Origin of the sequence: Allotamlana fucoidanivorans (assembly GCF_045788535.1) — a bacterium.
Lineage (GTDB): Bacteria > Bacteroidota > Bacteroidia > Flavobacteriales > Flavobacteriaceae > Allotamlana > Allotamlana fucoidanivorans.
This window is the reverse complement of sequence record NZ_CP074074.1, coordinates 715,784-735,691: the sequence shown is the minus strand read 5'-3', so window position 1 is coordinate 735,691 and position 19,908 is coordinate 715,784. Positions and strand designations below refer to the sequence as shown.

Below are 19,908 nucleotides of genomic sequence, written 5' to 3'. Positions count from 1 at the left end.
ATCCTGCGTGAAGCAGGATTTTATTTTATGATTTTAAATTTAGTTTTAAGCTCAATTCTTCAAGCTGTTCATCATCAATAGGAGCAGGAGCGTCAATCATAACATCACGCCCCGAATTATTTTTAGGGAAGGCAATGAAATCTCTAATAGTTTCCTGTCCTCCTAAAATAGCAACTAATCTATCTAGTCCGAATGCTAATCCACCATGTGGCGGCGCACCATATTGAAAAGCATCCATTAGAAAGCCAAACTGTGCTCTGGCTTCTTCTGGAGTGAATCCTAAATAATCGAACATGAGCGATTGTGTTTCCTTATCATGTATTCTTATAGAGCCACCACCAATTTCGTTACCATTTAATACCAAGTCATAAGCATTTGCTTTTACTGATCCTGGATCTGTTTTTAGTAATTCTATTTGTTCTGGTTTTGGTGAAGTAAAAGGATGATGCATGGCATGATAACGCTCGGTGTCTTCATCCCATTCTAACAGCGGAAAATCCATGACCCATAATGGTGCAAATTCATTAGGGTTACGTAAGCCTAAACGTTCTGCTAGTTCCATACGTAAGGCACTTAATTGTGCACGAACTTTATTGGTGTCGCCAGAAAGTACACAAATTAAGTCACCTGCTTTGGCACCAGTTACTTCAGCCCATTGAGCCAGATCTTCTTGGGTATAAAATTTGTCAACTGAAGATTTAAAGGTTCCATCTTCATTACATCTGCAATACACCATGCCCAATGCTCCAATTTGTGGACGCTTTACCCAAGAAATTAATTGGTCAATCTCTTTTCTTGAATAACTATTTCCGCCAGGAACGGCTATGCCAACCACAAGCTCAGAACTATTAAAAACACCAAAATCTTTATGCTGCGTTACGGCATTTAATTCGCCAAAGGTCATTCCAAACCTAATATCTGGTTTGTCGTTTCCATATAAACGCATGGCATCATCGTATTGTATTCTTGGAAATTTATCAACATCAACACCATTAATTTCTTTAAGTAAATGACGAGTTAATCCTTCAAAAGCATTAAGAATATCTTCTTGCTCAATAAAGGCCATTTCACAGTCTATTTGCGTAAACTCTGGCTGCCTATCGGCACGTAAATCTTCATCTCTAAAACACTTTACTATCTGAAAGTATTTATCCATACCACCTACCATAAGTAATTGCTTAAAGGTTTGTGGCGATTGCGGAAGGGCATAAAATTGGCCCTCGTTCATTCTTGAAGGTACTACAAAATCACGAGCACCTTCAGGAGTAGATTTGATTAAATAAGGCGTTTCAACTTCAATAAAGCCTTCATTTGATAAATAATTTCTAACCTCTTGCGTTACTTTGTGTCTAAAAATTAAACTGTTTTTTACAGGGTTTCTGCGGATATCTAAATAACGATATTTCATTCGGATATCTTCGCCACCATCTGTTTTATCTTCAATAGTAAATGGCGGTAATTTAGCTTCATTTAAAACCGTTAACTTAGATACTAAAATTTCAATTTCTCCAGTAGGTAAGTTAGGATTTTTTGAAGCACGCTCAATAACCTGTCCAGTCACTTGAATGACAAATTCCCGACCTAGATTTTGAGCTCTTTCAATAAGTTCTTTGGAACTGCGCTCTTCATCAAACACTAATTGTGTGATGCCGTATCGGTCTCTTAAATCAACCCAAACAATAAATCCTTTATCACGAGATTTTTGAACCCAGCCTGATAATATAACTTCTGTATTGATGTGAGCAGCTCTTAATTCGCCGCAGTTGTGACTCCTGTACATAGTTGTAAAATTGAGGTGCAAATTTAGTGAAGTTAAACGATTTAATTTATGAAAAAAGCCTCAATAATTATATTGAAGCTTTTTTACAGATAATCGAGTTAGTCACACAATTAATTATATGTATTAGGCTATGTTATCACTGTATTTGGCTACCCTATCTTTAAATAACCACATTTTGAATTTAGTGACCAAGTAAAATAAAATGGGAACAACAACCAGTGTTAAAAACGTAGCTACTAATAAACCGTAAATTACGGTCCATGCTAATGGTCCCCAGAAAATAACATTGTCCCCACCTACATAAATATGGGGGTTAAATTCGCTAAATAAGGTAAAAAAGTTAATGTTTAATCCTGTGGCCAATGGAATTAATCCTAAAATAGTAGTAATAGCCGTTAGAAGTACAGGGCGTAAACGAGCTTTACCGCCTTTTACAATGGCTTCTAAAAGCTCATTTTGATTGATGTATTGATCTTCATTTAAGTTGTGTTCTACCTTTTTTCTGTCAATAAGCAGTTGTGTGTAATCAAGAAGAACCACACCGTTATTTACTACAATTCCGGCAAGCGAAATAATACCCATCATGGTCATCATAATAACAAATGAACTCCCTGTGACTACAATACCGCCAAATACCCCAATTAAACTTAAGAATATAGCGAGCATAATGATGCCTGGTTTTGAGACTGAGTTAAATTGAAAGATTAATATGAGAAAGATTAGACCCAAACCAGCTATAAACGCTCCATTTAAGAAGTTTTGTTGTTTTTGCTGTTCTTCAATTTGACCTGTGTAATCAATTTTAACACCATCGGGCTTTTCGGTAAAACCCTGCATGTCTTTCTGAATTTCACTAACAATAGCGGCGGCATCAATAAACCCTGGTGCTAGAGCCGAATAGAGGGTTACCACACGCTTTACATCTTTATGTTTAATGGCACTGAACCCCGAACTATTATTTTGTTTTGAAACTGCAGACACAGGAATTTCCTTTATTTGCCCAGAGGCCATATCTCTAAAGGTTATTTTTTGGTTGAAAATAGCACTGGTATTATACCTGTTTTCTTCATTAAACCTTACATAAATATCATAGTCTTCGCCATCTTCTTTGTAAATACCGGCCTTAGCTCCAAAAATGGCATTTCTTAACTGCTGTCCCACCTGACCAGATGTAATACCCAATTCTCCTGCTTTTTTTCTATCAACAAGCACTTGCATGGAGGGTTTTGATTTATTGACATCAATTTTTAACTCATCAATACCTTGAATGTTTTGAGCATTGATAAAGGCGCGCATTTTCTCAGCAGTAGCAATAAGCTCGGAATAATCTTCACCTTCCAATTCAATATTAATAGGGTATCCTGCTGGAGGACCAACGGCATCTTTTTCAACAGAAATAGCAACACCTGGATAGACGTCTTTAAGGGCTTCCTGAACTTTTTTGAGTAATTCCTGACTATCAGCTCCACGTCTAAATTTAAACTCCCTCATAGTAGCGGTAATCTTGCCTCGATGTGGCATCTCAGCAGCCGATCCGCCATCTGTTTGCGGATTTCCTGCACCTTCACCCACTTGAGAAACCGCACTTTCAGTAAGGAAATTATAATCACCATCCATATATTGAGGGTCATTTATAATTGCATACACCCGCTTTTCAATATCTTTTGTGATGGCATTGGTTTTGTTAATTTCAGTACCTTCAGGGTATTCAATGTAAACTATGATTTGATTGGGCGTGTTATCTGGAAAGAATTCCACTTTTGTTCTTTGAGTGCCAACAGAAGCACCAAAACCCATAAATGCAATAAAAAGTAAGACAATTGTGCTTATGGTTATTGCAACAGGTTTTCTGCCACTTAAAGCAAAACGCAAAGTTTTTTCATACGCGCGTTCCCAATTTGGGAGTATGTTGTTTTGAAATCCGTTAGCCCATTTTCTTAGAAAAAGTCTGTAAATCCATAATAGTATAACAGTAACTATCATTAATGTACCTAGACCTCTATACGCACCACCAAATATTAAAATTAATAAGCCAATACTACCAACAATTATGGAGATTCTAATAATGGACTTTAAGGGCATATTCTTATCTTCAACAGTCATAAATTGAGAGACTAATACTGAATTGAAAAATATGGCAACAAATAAGGATGAGCCAAGCACAACAGAAAGCGTGATTGGGAAGTAAATCATGAATTGCCCCATAACCCCAGGCCATAACCCAAGCGGAATAAATGCAGCCACTGTGGTAGCTGTTGAAATGATAATAGGAAACGCAATTTCTCCAATTCCTTTTTTGGCCGCTTCAATGCGGCTCATGCCTTCTTCAGACATGAGTCTGTAAACATTTTCAACCACTACAATGCCGTTATCTACCAACATACCTAATCCCATGATTAATCCGAAGAGAATCATAGTATTCATAGTATATCCTAAGTTGTTGAGAATCATTAGTGACATGAACATAGACATAGGAATGGCAAACCCAACAAACAGGGCGTTTTTAAACCCAAGGAAGAACATTAAAACAGTGACTACCAAAATAATACCAAAAATAATATTGTTGATTAAATCGTCAACCTGGCCAATGGTTTTTGAGGATTGATCATTGGCTATTGTTACTTTTAAATCTGGAGGGAATACATTATCAATGGCATCTTTTACTATAGTTTGAATTTGTTCAGCCGCAGCCACCATGTTTTTACCTGCTCGTTTTTTTACGTCGAGCATCACAACAGGGTCTCCAAACTCTCTTGCAAAGGTGGTTTTGTCTTCATCTTTAAAGGTGATTTTGGCAATGTTTTTAAGGTAAATGGGGTTGTTACGCTCAGACTTCACTACAAAATTTTCAAGTTCTTCAGGGTTTTGAATTTCACCTAAAATTCTGATTGTTCTGCGCTGACCGCTGGTAATTAAGTTACCTGCAGACATGGTCATATTTTCTCTGCTAATGGTATTTATAACATCATCAAAACTTACTTGAGCAGCCATCATTTTGTAAATATCAACAGCCACTTCAACCTCCTTTTCTTGGGCGCCTCGTATGTCTACTTGTTTAATCTCTTGAAGGCCTTCAATTTCATCTTCCAAATACTCCCCGTATTCTTTTAACTTATCTACAGGGTAGTCTCCAGAGATGTTAATGTTTAAAATGGGGATTTCTTCAGACATGCTAAGATCAAAAACGTTAGGTTCTACTTTGGCACCGTTAAATGTGGGCCAATCTTCGCCAGCTGTTTCAGAATCTACTTCGTCTTTCACCTTTTGTTTAGCGGCTTCAACCGAAATATTTTCATCAAATTCAACAATAACGATTGAATAGTCTTCTTGAGACGTTGAGGTAATCTCTACAACGTTGCTTACCGTTTTTAACTTATCTTCAATAGGATCTGTGATGAGTTTTTCAATATCTTCCGCAGTATTTCCAGGGTATATGGAACTTATATATATTTTAGTCTCTTTAATTTCAGGGAAGTTTTCACGAGGCATACTAAAGTAAGCGCCCGCGCCAAGAATAAGTATCAAGGCAATTAAAACATACATGGTTGTTTTATTGTTAATTGCCCATGATGATAGACCAAATTCTTTGTTTACTTTTTTCTGTTTATCAGTCATTTGCTTAGTCTTTGGAATTAATTTGAAGCTTCAATCTCAAGAATTTTAACCTCTTGCCCATCTTTCACGCTTCGGGCACCTTCATCAATGATTTCATCGCCATTTTCAACACCAGAAAGCACTTCAATCACGTCACCTTGTGTTCTACCAGTTTCAATGAAAGTACGTTTCACACTAGCTTTGTTTCCCGATTTATTCACAGTTGTGTAAACATATTGCTGTCCTTGAGCGTTTTCTGAAATAATACTTTGCGGAATTAAAATAGCTTTTGGATTTGTATAATCATTTATACTTAGTTTGGCTGTCAAGTTTGGCTTAATCGATTTATCTTCATTAGGAACAGCAACTTCTACTTTAAAGGTTCTGTTGGCTGGATTGATATAGTTTCCGGCTTGACGCACTTTGGTGTCTACCTCTTTATTAAGAATAGGGAAGTTTACCTTCACGGCTTTACCAGGAATGATATGAGATACATAACGTTCCGGAACATCTGTTTCTATGTACATGTGTTCTAGGTTTACAATTCTAAATAATTGAGATTGACCTGGAGCCACTACACTACCTTGTTCTGTAATCACATCATCAATAGTGCCTGAAAACGGAGCTCTTACTTCAGTTTTGGCAATTTGTTGCTTCAATTGGTCTCTGGCTTGAATTTGTGCTTCATAAGAAGCTTTTGCTTGTAAATATTGAATTTCACTGCCAATTTTTTGTTTCCACAAGCGGTCTTGACGCTCAAAAGTAGTTTCAGCTAAATTTGCTTGAATTTCTAACTGTGATAGTTGTTGACTCAAGCCGCCATCATCAATTTTAGCGAGAAGTTGGCCTTTAGTTACGTTTTGGCCTTCTTTTACATATACTTTGGTTAAAACCCCCGAAAATTCAGGGTAAATAACAATATTTTGTTTGGTGTTAACGCTGCCTTGCAATTCAACAAAGTGATTAAAAATGGTTTCATGAACTTTAATAGTGGTGATTAAAGGCACTTTAGATTGCGGACTTAATTTTTTTATTGCCGCTTCAAGCGCTTTAAGTTGGGCAGAAATATCTTGAGCCTCTAGGTCTAGTTCAGATTTCTTTTTTCTGATAGATTCCAGATTCTGTGATGCAATAATATCTTCAACTGAGTGTTTGCTGCCAGACCCACAGGACAATAATATAGCCGAAACGAAAAGTAAGGTATATAGGTTTCTCATTTTGTTTATGTTTTGAATGGATAATTTATTGGTTGACGGTGTTTAATAAGGTTTCAAGCTCTGCTTTTCTGGTGATAACATCTAGCATAGCCTTTAGAAAATCTTGTTGCGCGGTGTATAGTTGAATTTGTGCCTGTCTTAAATCAAAACTAGATGCAATGCCTTCAAAAAATTTAGTTTCGTTTTTGGCTTCTATACGTTTTGCTAAATCCAGATTTTCTTTTTTGTTTGAATAATCTTCCAGAGCAAATTGATAGGCGCTTCTAGCTGTTGCCACGTCAAGCTTTATACGTTGTTCGGTTTCCATAAGGTCATCTATGGATTTTTCTAAATTAATTTTAGCGCGCTGTGTTGATGCTCCACGCATCCCCGAACTAAAAATAGGAATGCTTAGGTTTACACCAAATAGGGATGAACCAAACCAAATTTGATCACGGTTGGTAAACGTAAATGTATTGCTGTTTCCTGTATATCCGCCATTAAGAAAAGCACTTAAAGCAGGTAGAGCTTTGCTTTGTTCTAGCTTTACCAAAAGTTCTTTTGATTCTTTATTATTTTCAGCAATTTGGTAGTCTATTGTGTTTTCAACAGAATATGGATCATTGATTAAATGCAAGTCTACATTTTGAGCTGTTAATGTTTCTAAATTATCAGTTAGAATTATAGGATGATCAATATCTAAACCTAAGGTCATATTAAGCATTTGATACGATACTTTCTTAAGTCTGGTATAATTATTTAATGCGCTTTCAATATCAGATAGGGTAATTTTTAGTTGTTCAACACTTTCTTCTTCTTCTAAACCATTTTCATAAATTTTGGTAAGCTCGTCTAGATTCTTTCTTAGTGTATTTCTGTTTTCAATTAGAATTTTTTCACCTTCTTCGGTTACCAAAGTATTTCCGTAGGCATTTATGATAGCCTTTCTAACTTCTAGGTCAGTTTTTATGGCAGCATTTTTTGAAATTTCTAAGAATACCTTAGTAGATTGCAAGCCTACAATATAGGTGCCATCAAATATTTTTTGTGTTACAGTGGCTGAGGCGTTAAGGTTTTGTTTGGTACCAAAGGTAATAGGAACAAAAGTGCCTGGTTCTCCGCCAGCAATTTCTCCTGGAAGTAAACTAACGGGCTGCTTAATAAAATTTTGGTACTCAATATTCGCATTCAACTGAGGTAAACCAATAGCAATGGTTTCCCATTTTTGTTTGTAAGCCGCTTCTATATCGCGCTTGGCATTTTTTGCATTTCTGTTATTCTCTAAGGCAAAATCTATAGCCTGATTTAAAGAAAAGGTTTGAGGCGCTTCTTGCGAATAACCAGAGATGACAAATACTAAACTAAAAAATACAATTAGTTTCTTTTTCATTGTTATGATTGATTTTTTGTAATAAACATATTTAATAATTCAAGTCCTTGAGGAGTCACAATGGCTCTTAAATGATATTCTAAATAACTCTCAATTAGGTATTCCATGGAGAAAATGGTCTGCGGAAAAAAAGTTTCGTCTTTTATGCCGGTCATACCATTAAAATAGATGCGTGATATGAAATTTACATCTAAATTTGATCGGAATAAACCCGTATCAACCCCCTTTTGAAGACTCTTTGTTACACAATCATGCATTTTTTCAAACTGTTTTATGTGCAGTTTTCTAAAAATATCAGGGTAGTATTTTTTAAGTTGGTATTGCGGCGAGGTTTTTTCGTTTTTTAGGTACTTTAAAACAAATAGTTTAATATCGTAAAGTTCTTCAATAGGATTGGTAGAGTTATTGCAAATACAATCAATACCATCACAAATAGTTTCAAAAACCTCAAAGGTCACGGCCTCAACAAGCTTGGTTTTGTTTTTAAAGTGTACGTATATCGTTTTCTTTGATATGCCTAATTCATTGGCAATATCGTCCATAGTAACACTTTTAAAACCAAGTGTTAAGAACAGTTCTGCCGATTTGTTTATTATTTTATGTCTCATATAGTGACGGCAAAAGTACATTAGGAAACTTTAAAAACCAAAATAGTTTCCGTAGTATTAATGATTTCTTAACATTAAATTGATGCAGGTGCTTTTTAATATGAGGAATTGCATTATTTTTGTTTGATGCATTCAGTAGAACACTACCAACAGGAATTTATCGATTATTTAAAGCGGTATGCCACCGTAAAGGAGCCGCATAATCTGTATGAGCCCATTGTTTATATACTTGGTTTAGGCGGCAAAAGACTCAGACCAGTGCTTACCTTAATGGCTGCTGATATTTTTGGCGGTTCTTATAAAGAAGCTATGAATGCAGCCTTAAGTGTAGAGGTGTTTCATAACTTTTCATTGGTTCATGATGATATTATGGATGATGCACCGTTGCGCCGCGGGCACACTACGGTTCATGAAAAATGGGATGTTAATACAGGTATTCTGTCTGGCGACGCAATGTTGATTATGGCGTATCAACTTTTTGAATATTATCATGCTGAAACGTTTCAGGCTTTGGCTAAATTGTTTAGTGTAACAGCCTTGCAAGTATGTGAAGGCCAACAATATGATGTTGATTTTGAAACAAGAACAGATGTAACGGTAGAGGCGTATTTAAAAATGATAGAATATAAAACAGCCGTTTTGGTAGCAGCAGCGTTAAAAATGGGTGCTATAGTAGCCAAAGCTTCAACCGCAGATCAAGAAGGTATTTATGATTATGGTAGAAATTTGGGGATTGCATTTCAATTACAAGATGATTATTTAGATGCTTTTGGTGATCCTAAAACCTTTGGAAAACAAGTAGGAGGTGATATTATAGAAAATAAAAAAACTTATTTATTTATAAAAGCTCTAGAATTTTCAAATGCAAGTGATAAAGCTGAATTAGCCCAATTATTTTCAACCAATCCTGAGGATGTTCAGGCTAAAATTCAAAAAGCTAAGCATTATTTTGTGGAATCAGGAGCTGCTAAAGCAACTAAAGCGGCCATTCAAAAGTATACAAATAAAGCTTTTTCGGTTTTAGAAACGCTTGATATTTCTAATGATAAGAAAGAGCTGCTAAAAGCGTTTGGCAATAGCCTAATGAATAGAACGGTGTAATGAAATTACCAATAACATTTGAGGGCTTAATAAAAGAAGCTAATCAATTACAATTATACCAAAAGCTCATCTTTCAACTCAACAAAGATTTTCAGTTGGCTAATATAGATGTTAGCTTTCATGAAGATATTTTGCCTGAAAGCTTAAGAGTAATACTCCAAGAAACGGTATTCAATTTAATTCAGAACAAATTTATGGAGTATTTGAATCTGCTATATATTATTGATGTTTCTGAAGATGACATTAAACGACTTGAAGAAGCTGATATACTTAGGCTTTCAGAAGCTGTATCTTTCTTAATTTTAAGACGAGAATGGCAAAAAGTATGGTTTAAGAATTATTATTAAGCTTTAATTAAGATAAATTAGTCTTAATTAATAAATTATTTATAACTTTGCACAGAATAAGGAAAGAGATATATGTTTTCAAAGGCTTGTGAGTATGGTATAAAAGCAGCTATTTTTATAGCAACTAAATCCTATGAAGGAGAGTTGGTAAGCCCAAAGGAAATTTCACAAGAAATTGATTCGCCTCAAGCGTTTACAGCTAAGATATTACAAGCGTTGGTGAGGCATGGTGTGGTTAATTCTATTAAGGGGGCCTATGGCGGTTTTCAAATTGATAAAAATAGAATTGCAACCGTGAAATTATCTCAAATAGTAAATGCCATTGATGGTGATGGTATTTATAATGGATGTGGCTTAGGCTTGCATAAGTGTGATGAAGAGCATCCTTGCCCAGTTCATGACAAATTTAAAACAATACGCACTGAGTTAAGAGAGATGCTAGAACACACTAGTTTAGAAGAGTTAGCGCTTGATATAAAATCGGGGGTGTCATTTTTAAAGACGTAAAAAAATTTAAAACAAAAGAGGACAAAAATATCCTAAATAAACGTAAATATGGAAGTAATAAGTAATAATGCACAAAAACAAATTGGACAATTTGTAGCAGATGATTTTAGAACAGCAGCAGTATTTGTAAATTATGGTATTGATTTTTGCTGTAGAGGTCACAGAACAGTTGAAGAAGTGTGCCAAAAAAATGGTATTGATACCAATGAGTTATTAGATAAACTGGATGCCGTATTAAGTTCAAAAGCAGATCAGTCTATTGATTATAAATCATGGCCTATAGATCTATTGATAGATTACATTGAGAAAAAACACCATAGGTATGTTGAAGCTAAAATTCCTGTGTTAAAGCAGTTTTTAGATAAACTTTGTCGTGTTCATGGCGAGCGTCATCCAGAATTATTTAAAATTAATGAGTTGTTTACGGCTTCAGCAGGTGAATTGGCTGCTCATATGAAAAAGGAAGAGTTGATACTTTTCCCATTTGTTAAAAAAATGGTTGATGCTACCATGAGTCAAAATGCTATTGAAGCGCCTCATTTTGGAACGGTTGAAAACCCTATAGAAATGATGAAGCATGAGCATGATAATGAAGGTGTTCGGTTTAGAGAGATAGCTGAATTAACAAATAACTACAATCCACCTGCAGATGCCTGTAACACCTTTAGAGTAACCTATGCTATGTTGGAAGAGTTTGAGCAAGATTTACATTTACACATTCATTTAGAGAATAATATTTTGTTTCCTAATGCGGTTAAGCTAGAAAAACAGTTTAGCTAACAAAAATAAAAGTTGCATCTGCATGAATGCCTACTTCGTTTAAAGCCAGAAAGTTTTATCTTTCTGGTTTTTTATTTAAAACTGTAAATTTTAAGAATATCATTGTAATACAATAAATGAAGCAAAAATATTTTGTTGCTATTTGCTTGTTTAACTTTTTTGTAGCTGCCCTAATGGGGTTACTGCTTAGGTATACCTATTTGGGTGATATTCATTTTAATTATCGTTTTCTAACCCATGCGCACTCACATGTAGCTATGTTAGGATGGGTGTATTTGTTGCTTTATAGTCTTTTTGTTCATCATTTTATTCCCGAAAAACGACCAGTTTACTACAGACTTTTTTGGTTGACGCAATTAGCGGTTATGGGTATGATGTTAAGTTTTCCTTTTCAAGGTTACGCCAGCATATCTATAGCATTTTCAACACTTCACATATTTTGTAGTTACTATTTTTCATATTTATTTTTTAAGAATGCCCAGTTTGGATCTGTAATTACTAAATACTTAACTAGAACATCCTTGGTATTTATGCTTATATCAACTATTGGAGTCTGGTGCTTAGGGCCTGCGGTTACTATGTTGGGTAATAGGTCTGCATTTTATCAAATAGCGATACAGTTTTTTCTGCATTTTCAGTTTAATGGATGGTTTATCATTGCTGTTTTGACCGTTTTGTTTCATGTGTTAGAAGTTCAAGATGTGAAATTATTTAGACCTTTTTTGGGGCTACTTGTGCTTTCAACTATTTTAAGCTTAGCATTGCCCGTGCACTGGTTTTTGCCTCATCCATTCCTTATAAAAGCTAATATAGTTGCTGTTTTGTTACAACTCATTATGTTGTTTTTGTTTTTAAAAATCATCAAACCTTATCAAAAAGCGCTATTAGCATCCAACTCCAAAACGGCACTTTACGTGTTTGGGTTTTCGGTGTTTTGTTTTCTGATAAAAATAGGGATGCAGTTAACAGTGTTGAGTCCAAAATTTGCAGAGGAGGTGTTCCAGCATAGAAATTTTGTTATTGGATTTATTCATTTAACCATGCTTGGCGTTATTTCAGGGTTTTTGTTGTTTTTTATTATTAAAAATCAATGGGTAGCTAGCACAGCATTGTTAAAAGGCGGTGTTTTATCTTTTGTATTAGGATTTGTGTTAACAGAGATAATTTTGCTCATTCAGGGGTATAAATATTTTACAGGAACAGGCATTATGGAAAACTACTATGTAGCATTGTTTCTATTCAGTATGTTAATCCCGATTGGTGTTTTGGTGTTTTTAATTCAAGTGTTAAGGAATAATCACTGACATATTTACATAAAAATTACGACCTTGCCTCGGAATATTATTCCAATCAGCAAACGTTGAGTAATGCGTATCTAAAATATTTTCTATCCCGTATTTGAACACTATTTTGTTGTGTTTTACATATAGTATATTACCAAAGTTTAGGTGTAATACAGCGTAAGCTGGTGTTTCGTTTTCCCCGTAAAATGGACTGTATTTGCTTTGATTGCCATTACCCTCAAGTTGAATGGCTCCGTTAAACTTAGGGGTACCATAGTTAACTTCGGCTAAATATGAAAGAGGCTTTATTAAAGGTAAATTATTGTGGTTGCTTCCGCGTCCGTAATTATATCCTATGGTGCTGTTAAACGAAAAAGCCTTAGATATAGAAATATGAGCGTTGAGGTACACATTAAAAATAGATGCATGGTTTAATGCTTGGTACACCCTAACGCCATTAGCGCCTATGGTCATTGGGCTAATATCTGGATCAATTTCACCAATAATATAGTCTGAAATGTGAAAGAAAGAGGATTCAAGCCCTAGCTTTATAGTTTTAAATTGGTATCCAGATTTAATATTAACTTCAATAGCTTTTTCGTTTTTTAAGTGCGGATTTCCTATGTAATCATATTTGTCAAAACTATTAAATAGAAAGAAACCATAACCTTCACTAACAGACGGGGCACGTTCACCATAACCTAACCCCAACGTTGTATTAAACTGATTTTTTTGAAAGGTGTAATCGGTTGATATACTCGTTAAAAATCGGGTTTGTGTGTCTTCCATATCTGGGTAAAAAATTTGAAGACTATGGAGTCCAACATCATTGGCTACTTTGTTAAGGTGATATCCTAATCTTGTATGGAAAGAAAGACTTTCAAAAGTGTTTAATTGCCAGTGATCTTTAGCGTATAACCCCGAGTAAAATGTTCTTACATCTGGCCAAGTGTACATAAACATGTCGGGTTCGTTGGGGCTATTTGAAAACATGGTCATTTCTGCTAGTGACCGATTGTGATAGCCGTTAAGATTCATTAAAAAATGATGCTTGTTGGCATTAATTTTCATTTTACTATAAAACCCATAAGTGTCACTCCAGCCAGGCATATCCATTCGTATGGGGACATCTGGGCGGTTGCTGTCATCCATGATGTGTGTAATAGAGTTGAAGTAAAATTTGGTTTCTAAAGATTTTATAAAGGTAGATTGGTTTTTGTAGTGATATGAAGCAGATGCAATAAAAGCTTCGGCTAATGATACATCCATAGGAAGCGCAGGATAGCCCACGTCAGTTGCCTTGTCATAAATGACATTGGTTTCAATTGCCTGCTGATTTGTGAGTTTGTAGCCGCCCTTAAATGAGAGGTTGTATTTTTTAAATTGAGAATAGGCTACTTCCTCATTACCACCAGCTTTATAATTATCAGATGTTCTATAAATACCATCAGTAGTGAGGTAAAGTTTGTCTCCAGAATATTCAAAATCAAGCCCCGCCATTTTATAGTTTCCGTTGGTTTCATACCCCAAATCTGCACTCGTTTTTAGTCCACTTTCATTAAAATGGGATGATGCTATTTGTAAATCTATACCACCACCAACACAATGACCATTTTCAGTACCTTCTTGCCCAGAATTAACAGTGACTTGTTCTAGGTTTGATACATCTACATATGAGGTAATAGGATCCATTTTGTCTGTACAGGCACCAAATATTTGCATACCATCTATCGTCACATTGAGTCGGTCACTAATCATATTATTTATAGCAGGTTCCCAAGCATAGTTTCCTCGTTTTATCATGGTCACTCGGTTAGATTTTTCAAGATAAGTATCAACACTTGAAAGTGTTTTTTCTTGTCTGTAGTTACTGAGCTTGCGTTCAGCTACCACAATGATTTTTTCAAGTTCGGTGGTGTCTCTTTTAGTAACTACATTGTTTTGAGCAAACAGGGTATGTCCAAAAAGTACACTGGCAACTACAATTATGAGGTGTTTCATAATTAATTAGATAGAATTTTTGTTTGCATGAAGTTGCTTATTTCAATCAAGCAACTTCATGATATGTAATAAGTATGTGCGTTAAAATTCCAACTCTAAATACAGTGAACTTTTTTCGTTGCTTTCAGTCACATCTTCGCCTTTTAAAACCGTGTCAGAGGTATTTAAAAGTTTAAGATTAAGAACCCAATAGCCTGTCATGGTTAATGATAAATCACCATGATACATCGTATCTGAGCTGTTAAAGCTTAAATCGGTATTATTTGGTGAGCTATGATTGCCCATTCCTGGCATTCTCGGATCTAACATAATTGTATAATTTTCAACCACAGGGAAAGACATCATACTCTCCATTTTATAAAGTCCTACGGTGATATCATTGATTCCAATACTAGGGTCAAGAGGCTCTATAAGTGCAATAATATATCGTGTGTCATCACTGCCCATAAAACTGGTTACGTTTTGTTTGGCAGACTGCATAACATTAATCGTTTCAGTGGCGCTGTACTCCATACCATTAATGCTGTAGTTAAGTGTAAGTGACCAGCCAGAACCATCGGTGTTTGTCATTTGATAAACAACGGAACCTGTATATAACGTTTTTTTGTTTGAAACTTTTGAAATCGTAGAGTGGGGTGATGAATGCAGCATGCTTGGCATTTGCATCATAGGTGTCCAAGCTATATTAGCATTTTCAAAATAACTTTGCTCAGTATTGTTTTTAATTCGGATAAAGACCTCATTGTAACCAGTTTTAAATACACCAGATTTACTGTATAATTCTATGGTGTGCTCGTTGGTTGTGATATCCTGAATTTTTTTCAATTCTGCAATTTCATCAATGGTTTGTGGGGTATCGTCGTCATCTGTTGAACAGGACATAGATAATATGACGATACAAATAATTGGCAATATATATTTTAGTTTCATTTTTATTTTTTTAAAAAAGGTATAGGTATATAGCTTAGTTATGTCGTTCTAAAAAAGAAGACATAAAGCGTCTGAAGCCGAAGTAGTGGCTTCTATGAGTTTTAATAAAAATTAACTAAAATTTGGTGGCGGTGTTTCTACCTTTAAAAAGGCTTTTGTGATGCGGATAGATGTATATAATTGGGGTTTTTTAGGGGTCAAAGTTGTATTAAAAACGTTTTTAAAAACATTGTGGTAAGACACTACATAAAACGTATCTAAAGCAGTACGTTTATTGTTTTGAGCTGGTGCTTCACTATTTGTGTCTGCATTATTTTTTACCAATTGTTTTTTAAGGTGACATTTACCATTACAACCTTTTTGATCTTCTTTTTGAACACATAAGGTTTTAGCGATAAAATCTTGATTAATTATAAAACCACCAACAATAGCTAAGGTGTTTATATTGTTGGCCAACAATATAAACACAAGGCACAATGCTGTTGTTTTATGAATCAAGGTTTTAATCACGCCGCGAAGTTAAATGATATGTTACATAAAATGAAGTTTTTTAGTAGTATAGTTTTTAGTTTAAAAATCTTTCTTTTTCGACTTGGTTACTATTCTTAAAATGGGTAATATAATCCAAATTACTAAAGTCGTGAAAGAAATAATCAGACCAAAGTTCGTCCCAAAAAATTTTTTAAAAATGGCCCCAGTGTACCCCAACAGGGCAGAGATATCTAATTTTAATAGAATCAATGTTCTTGACAAGTCAATGGGATTTAGCATGGTACCTACTAAAGATAATTTGTCTAAAGGATAGTCTTCAAAGAGAATAAGCGACATTAAAAAAAGACCATCGTAAATAATAGCTAAAAACAGCCATAATAAAATGGCAAACCCGAACCCTTTTATTTTATTTTCGTAAGATAAAGCAATGTTAAAGGCCAAGGCAGTAAAAATAAAAGTTAAAAAAGTACCTGTTATAAGCAACAGTGAAAAATCCCATATGGCAGAAGATTTAAATAAACCATAGAAAATAAATGGAATACCAAGCCCCAAAATTAAACTCATAGATAAAGAAATAGCTACCCCAAAATACTGTCCTAAAAAAATAGAGGATCGTTTGAGTGGTTGAGCAAGTAAAAGTTCGGTAAATTCTTTGGAATTATAATAGTACATCACACCAAAAATAGTTCCTATTAAAGGCACCAAAACAATAATCACATTCATCAAGGTAATCACTGCTTTTGATAAGTTGTTATTTAGAAACAATAGCACCATTCCAAGGAGCAGGTAAAATGCAAAATATACATAGCTCCAACGGCTACGCATTAAATCATAAAAACTATATTTTAATATTTTAAGCATGGTTTTCTTGTAAAATGGAGGCTATGGCATGTTCAAAATCAGGTTGATTCGTTTTTGTTTTTAAATCGCTAATACTGCCTTTAAAATAAATTTGTCCTTCTAATAGAAATACAATCTCATCTGAAACTTCTTCTACAAAACTCATAATATGCGAGGTAATTAAAATGGTTTTTCCTTTTTGCTTTTCTATTTGAATTAAATCTTTCAATCTTATCAAAGCAATAGGGTCTAAACCCGTGGTGGGTTCATCTAAAATCACTAAGGGGCTGTTAAACATAAAGGTTAGCACAAGGTTTACTTTTTGTTTGGTGCCACCGGAAAGGTTGCCCAGTTTTTTATCTAAAAAAGGGGTTAATTTGAAGCGTTCAATTAAAGCTTTGTCAAGCTCGGTTTTGCCTCGCAAATCTTTAATCATTTTAATAAGTTCTTTAACTTTTAAGTTGTTTGGAAAATTGGCTATCTGTGGTAAATAATCAATTTGATGTCTGTATTTTGACTGATGTTTCGTGCTTTCACCAAATACAGCGATAGAGCCTTTATTAGGAATAACCATCCCTAAAATAGATTTTATCAGGGTTGTTTTACCAGATCCATTGGGGCCAAGAATTGCGAAAATTCCCCCATTACCAATTGTTAAATCCAGACCTTTTAAAACGGTGTTTTTTCCGAAGGATTTATGTAAGTTTTGAATGGTTACCATACTATTTGTTTGGTTAATGGGTTATTGTCTAGTAAATTATTAGGTGTAAAAACAGGAGATACTTTTTCAGAAAAATCTATGACATCAATAAACAGGCTACGTAGTAAAATGATGGTTTCTGGTGTTCTGTTTACAATGTACGAAAACAGTTTTACTGGCCTGTATGGTACATCGCCAATGCCATCTTTATTTAAATCGTAGCCTGTGTAATTACTCCAATAGTTTTTGTCGAACGTATTATCATTAACCTTGCTGTTGTAAGATATATCAAAAGAATTGTACAGAAAGTTGTTTTCTATAAAGTGATTGCCGTAACAAGCACCACGCACCTTAATGGCCCAGCCATTACTTTCAAAATTGTTATGTAAGTAGTTTATTCTATTTGACCCTTCAATATTAATTCCAATAGTATTTTCTTTAAAAGTGTTACCCTTTATTTCAGCATCATTAATTTCTTTTAAAAGCATGCCGTAAGAGGCGGTGCCCCAGTTTTCCTGAAAGGTATTGTTTAGCATTTTTATTTTTTTTGAAAACATAACAGCTACGCCAGCACCATTGTTTTCAAAAGTATTATCTTGATACACATCGTTATTTGAAAACATAAAGTGTAGGCCATATCTTAAATTTTCAGTGCTAACATTGTTTTTTATGAGGCAGTCATTAGAAAATTCTAAGTAAATACCATCCCGAACATGTTCTACGTGATTATTTTCAATTTCAATATGATTACTGTACCAAAGTTGAATACCATTTCCAGAATTGTATTCTTCAACGGCATTACCAATAATCTTGTTGTGATATACACGCCCGTAATTTGATTTTTCAAGATAAATTCCGAAAAATAATTTTTCAAGTACGAGATTTTGAATTATGAAATGGTTGCTGCGTTTTACTCTTATGGCAGCATAGTCTTCCGTATAACTGGTGCCCACATTGATGATGAATAGGCCATCAACAGTAACACTGTCGGCTATTATGGTAATAACTTCTCCTTTAAGTTCCCCATCAATAAGAGGGTAGTCTTTACCCAGAATAGTAAGGGGTTTGTCTATAGATATATTATGTTCTTTATAGGTCCCTTTTTTTAGAATAATGGTATCAAAATCTTTAGCTTGCAAAATGGCTTGTTGCAACGAAGAAATAGGGCAGGTTTCACAAACCTCAATGTTTTGAGCATAATTAGCAAAGGTCATAATGCATATGACAAATAAAAAAAGAAATATTCTTGTCATTAACTTAGTTGCTAAAGTGTTTTAGTAAGGTGTCCCAAGAATAGGTTTCGCCTCCTTTTTCTAGTTGTAATTTTTCAGCATCAGCTTGCGTTTTAAACGCAGACAAAAAAGCACCCATGGGGCTAGGAATGTTTTTACTGATTAAAAAGGTAGCTTTTGTGGCATCAATCAGTGCTTCGGGTTCTAAGTAATCATTGGATAAGTATAGTTGAATTGCAGCAGTGTCAAACTCATCCATGAAATTAATCATGCATTCTGTAGCGTCAAATTTATAGACTTTTCCTTTTTTAGTCACTATCTCTGCGGCATGTACTTTATCAACAATAGTCATTTTACAAAAATGACACCCATCGGTTCCATAGGCTATAGGCTGAGGTGCAACCTGACACCCAAAGTATAAGGGCAGTATGAGTATTGTTAAGGTCTTTTTTAGTGTTTTCATTTTTTTAGTGTTTTAGTTTCTCAAATCAAGCCGTAGAGTTTTTGGCTTTTTTGCCAATAAGGTGCGCTACAAACGAAAAAGCGATGCCTAATCCTAAAAATAAAGCACCTAGTTGTGGGTAAGAGTGTGCTCTAAAATTTAAAATATCTTTGCTTCCAAAAAGAGGTGGTTGAAACCCCATGACTGAACCGTCTGGGTTTGTAAATTTCATGATGGCTTTTGGGTCAAGGTCATGACCGTAATCATGTTCCCATAAATAGAAGTCATATAGCCCAGCAGAACACATGATAATCATTAAAATAAACCATCCTAAAAACCATTTGTAATTTCCTTTAAAAGCAATCAATAGACCTATTACCGTAGAAGCAATAATGGCAATTGGGAAAATTTTGAATTCAGGAATGGCCTCAGGTATATATTTCATACCTACGTAGTGATTCATGAGATTAATGTTTTTAATGTCATGCGGATGAACGTCTGAAAAATCATTGATATGGATGTACATGCCTAAAGGTGTTGGGTATTGAGGCGCTTCAAGCGTTATTTTCCAAAGCGGGAAAAGAAATAGCCCTAAGGGTAATATGGATGCTACTAGCATTACTATGTTTGACCTTTTCATATGTTCTAGAAGTCTTATTTTTAAAGTATAGTGTTTTAAAAAAGA

General features: G+C 34.7%; 18 protein-coding genes. 5 read left to right on the top strand and 13 right to left on the bottom strand.

The features are described from left to right. Positions 1–25: 25 nt before the first annotated feature. The 5 genes from aspS to KFZ70_RS03400 all read right to left on the bottom strand — a co-directional run bounded on the left by aspS (position 26) and on the right by KFZ70_RS03400 (position 8,568). The gene (aspS, locus tag KFZ70_RS03420) at positions 26–1,780 is read right to left on the bottom strand and encodes an aspartate--tRNA ligase (RefSeq protein ID WP_139697118.1); all 1,755 of its coding nucleotides are present in this window, start codon (positions 1,778–1,780) and stop codon (positions 26–28) included. A 123-nt stretch (positions 1,781–1,903) separates the two neighbouring features. After that, entirely contained in the window at positions 1,904–5,395 is a 3,492-nt protein-coding gene (locus KFZ70_RS03415) for an efflux RND transporter permease subunit (RefSeq protein WP_139697120.1), read from the bottom strand. A 17-nt stretch (positions 5,396–5,412) separates the two neighbouring features. Then, entirely contained in the window at positions 5,413–6,591 is a 1,179-nt protein-coding gene (locus KFZ70_RS03410; protein ID WP_139697122.1) for an efflux RND transporter periplasmic adaptor subunit, read from the bottom strand. A 25-nt stretch (positions 6,592–6,616) separates the two neighbouring features. Beyond that, positions 6,617–7,960 carry a TolC family protein gene (locus tag KFZ70_RS03405; RefSeq protein ID WP_139697124.1) on the bottom strand — a complete coding sequence of 448 codons (1,344 nt, stop codon included), beginning with the start codon at positions 7,958–7,960 and terminating at the stop codon, positions 6,617–6,619. A gap of 2 nt (positions 7,961–7,962) precedes the next feature. Next, a complete protein-coding gene (locus KFZ70_RS03400) occupies positions 7,963–8,568 on the bottom strand; it encodes a TetR/AcrR family transcriptional regulator (protein WP_139697126.1) in 606 nt (201 codons plus the stop codon). A 126-nt stretch (positions 8,569–8,694) separates the two neighbouring features. On the opposite strand from KFZ70_RS03400, the gene KFZ70_RS03395 reads away from it, so the two are divergent. The 5 genes from KFZ70_RS03395 to KFZ70_RS03375 all read left to right on the top strand — a co-directional run bounded on the left by KFZ70_RS03395 (position 8,695) and on the right by KFZ70_RS03375 (position 12,607). Next, the gene (locus KFZ70_RS03395; RefSeq protein ID WP_139697128.1) at positions 8,695–9,669 is read left to right on the top strand and encodes a polyprenyl synthetase family protein; all 975 of its coding nucleotides are present in this window, start codon (positions 8,695–8,697) and stop codon (positions 9,667–9,669) included. After that, positions 9,669–10,016: a hypothetical protein gene (locus tag KFZ70_RS03390; protein WP_139697130.1), complete on the top strand. Its 348-nt coding sequence runs from the start codon at positions 9,669–9,671 to the stop codon at positions 10,014–10,016. Before KFZ70_RS03395 ends, KFZ70_RS03390 begins: the two co-directional genes overlap by 1 nt. A gap of 72 nt (positions 10,017–10,088) precedes the next feature. Beyond that, entirely contained in the window at positions 10,089–10,523 is a 435-nt protein-coding gene (locus KFZ70_RS03385) for an Rrf2 family transcriptional regulator (RefSeq protein ID WP_139697132.1), read from the top strand. A gap of 48 nt (positions 10,524–10,571) precedes the next feature. After that, entirely contained in the window at positions 10,572–11,303 is a 732-nt protein-coding gene (gene ric / locus KFZ70_RS03380) for an iron-sulfur cluster repair di-iron protein (RefSeq protein ID WP_139697134.1), read from the top strand. A 116-nt stretch (positions 11,304–11,419) separates the two neighbouring features. Next, positions 11,420–12,607 (top strand): hypothetical protein, encoded by a 1,188-nt coding sequence (locus tag KFZ70_RS03375; protein WP_139697136.1) that lies wholly within the window; start codon positions 11,420–11,422, stop codon positions 12,605–12,607. Here the strand turns inward: KFZ70_RS03375 and KFZ70_RS03370 are convergent. The 8 genes from KFZ70_RS03370 to KFZ70_RS03335 form a co-directional block, all read right to left on the bottom strand. After that, entirely contained in the window at positions 12,590–14,587 is a 1,998-nt protein-coding gene (locus KFZ70_RS03370) for a TonB-dependent receptor (protein WP_139697138.1), read from the bottom strand. The genes KFZ70_RS03375 and KFZ70_RS03370 overlap by 18 nt on opposite strands. An 81-nt stretch (positions 14,588–14,668) precedes the next feature. Beyond that, positions 14,669–15,517: a hypothetical protein gene (locus KFZ70_RS03365; protein ID WP_139697140.1), complete on the bottom strand. Its 849-nt coding sequence runs from the start codon at positions 15,515–15,517 to the stop codon at positions 14,669–14,671. Positions 15,518–15,628: 111 nt separating this feature from the next. After that, on the bottom strand, positions 15,629–16,015 hold the full coding sequence (locus KFZ70_RS03360) for a hypothetical protein (protein WP_139697143.1): 387 nt from the start codon (positions 16,013–16,015) through the stop codon (positions 15,629–15,631). A 72-nt stretch (positions 16,016–16,087) separates the two neighbouring features. Then, positions 16,088–16,870 (bottom strand): ABC transporter permease, encoded by a 783-nt coding sequence (locus tag KFZ70_RS03355; protein ID WP_139697145.1) that lies wholly within the window; start codon positions 16,868–16,870, stop codon positions 16,088–16,090. After that, positions 16,863–17,570, bottom strand: a complete 708-nt coding sequence (locus KFZ70_RS03350; RefSeq protein WP_139697147.1) for an ABC transporter ATP-binding protein — start codon at positions 17,568–17,570, stop codon at positions 16,863–16,865. Before KFZ70_RS03350 ends, KFZ70_RS03355 begins: the two co-directional genes overlap by 8 nt. Then, entirely contained in the window at positions 17,564–18,802 is a 1,239-nt protein-coding gene (locus KFZ70_RS03345) for a nitrous oxide reductase family maturation protein NosD (protein WP_139697149.1), read from the bottom strand. Before KFZ70_RS03345 ends, KFZ70_RS03350 begins: the two co-directional genes overlap by 7 nt. A gap of 4 nt (positions 18,803–18,806) precedes the next feature. Next, positions 18,807–19,244 (bottom strand): nitrous oxide reductase accessory protein NosL, encoded by a 438-nt coding sequence (locus KFZ70_RS03340; RefSeq protein WP_139697151.1) that lies wholly within the window; start codon positions 19,242–19,244, stop codon positions 18,807–18,809. A 25-nt stretch (positions 19,245–19,269) separates the two neighbouring features. Then, entirely contained in the window at positions 19,270–19,863 is a 594-nt protein-coding gene (locus tag KFZ70_RS03335) for a hypothetical protein (protein WP_139697153.1), read from the bottom strand. Between the last annotated feature and the right edge of the window lie 45 nt (positions 19,864–19,908).

Bases quoted from the DNA above. Each gene is read 5' to 3' on its own strand.
- KFZ70_RS03370 (WP_139697138.1), bottom strand. From the start codon at position 14,587: ATGAAACACCTCATAATTGTAGTTGCCAGTGTACTTTTTGGACATACC.
- KFZ70_RS03375 (WP_139697136.1), top strand. From the start codon at position 11,420: ATGAAGCAAAAATATTTTGTTGCTATTTGCTTGTTTAACTTTTTTGTA.
- KFZ70_RS03395 (WP_139697128.1), top strand. From the start codon at position 8,695: ATGCATTCAGTAGAACACTACCAACAGGAATTTATCGATTATTTAAAG.
- KFZ70_RS03400 (WP_139697126.1), bottom strand. From the start codon at position 8,568: ATGAGACATAAAATAATAAACAAATCGGCAGAACTGTTCTTAACACTT.
- aspS (WP_139697118.1), bottom strand. From the start codon at position 1,780: ATGTACAGGAGTCACAACTGCGGCGAATTAAGAGCTGCTCACATCAAT.
- KFZ70_RS03415 (WP_139697120.1), bottom strand. From the start codon at position 5,395: ATGACTGATAAACAGAAAAAAGTAAACAAAGAATTTGGTCTATCATCA.
- KFZ70_RS03345 (WP_139697149.1), bottom strand. From the start codon at position 18,802: ATGACAAGAATATTTCTTTTTTTATTTGTCATATGCATTATGACCTTT.
- ric (WP_139697134.1), top strand. From the start codon at position 10,572: ATGGAAGTAATAAGTAATAATGCACAAAAACAAATTGGACAATTTGTA.
- KFZ70_RS03355 (WP_139697145.1), bottom strand. From the start codon at position 16,870: ATGCTTAAAATATTAAAATATAGTTTTTATGATTTAATGCGTAGCCGT.
- KFZ70_RS03390 (WP_139697130.1), top strand. From the start codon at position 9,669: ATGAAATTACCAATAACATTTGAGGGCTTAATAAAAGAAGCTAATCAA.
- KFZ70_RS03405 (WP_139697124.1), bottom strand. From the start codon at position 7,960: ATGAAAAAGAAACTAATTGTATTTTTTAGTTTAGTATTTGTCATCTCT.
- KFZ70_RS03410 (WP_139697122.1), bottom strand. From the start codon at position 6,591: ATGAGAAACCTATATACCTTACTTTTCGTTTCGGCTATATTATTGTCC.
- KFZ70_RS03385 (WP_139697132.1), top strand. From the start codon at position 10,089: ATGTTTTCAAAGGCTTGTGAGTATGGTATAAAAGCAGCTATTTTTATA.
- KFZ70_RS03335 (WP_139697153.1), bottom strand. From the start codon at position 19,863: ATGAAAAGGTCAAACATAGTAATGCTAGTAGCATCCATATTACCCTTA.
- KFZ70_RS03365 (WP_139697140.1), bottom strand. From the start codon at position 15,517: ATGAAACTAAAATATATATTGCCAATTATTTGTATCGTCATATTATCT.
- KFZ70_RS03340 (WP_139697151.1), bottom strand. From the start codon at position 19,244: ATGAAAACACTAAAAAAGACCTTAACAATACTCATACTGCCCTTATAC.
- KFZ70_RS03350 (WP_139697147.1), bottom strand. From the start codon at position 17,570: ATGGTAACCATTCAAAACTTACATAAATCCTTCGGAAAAAACACCGTT.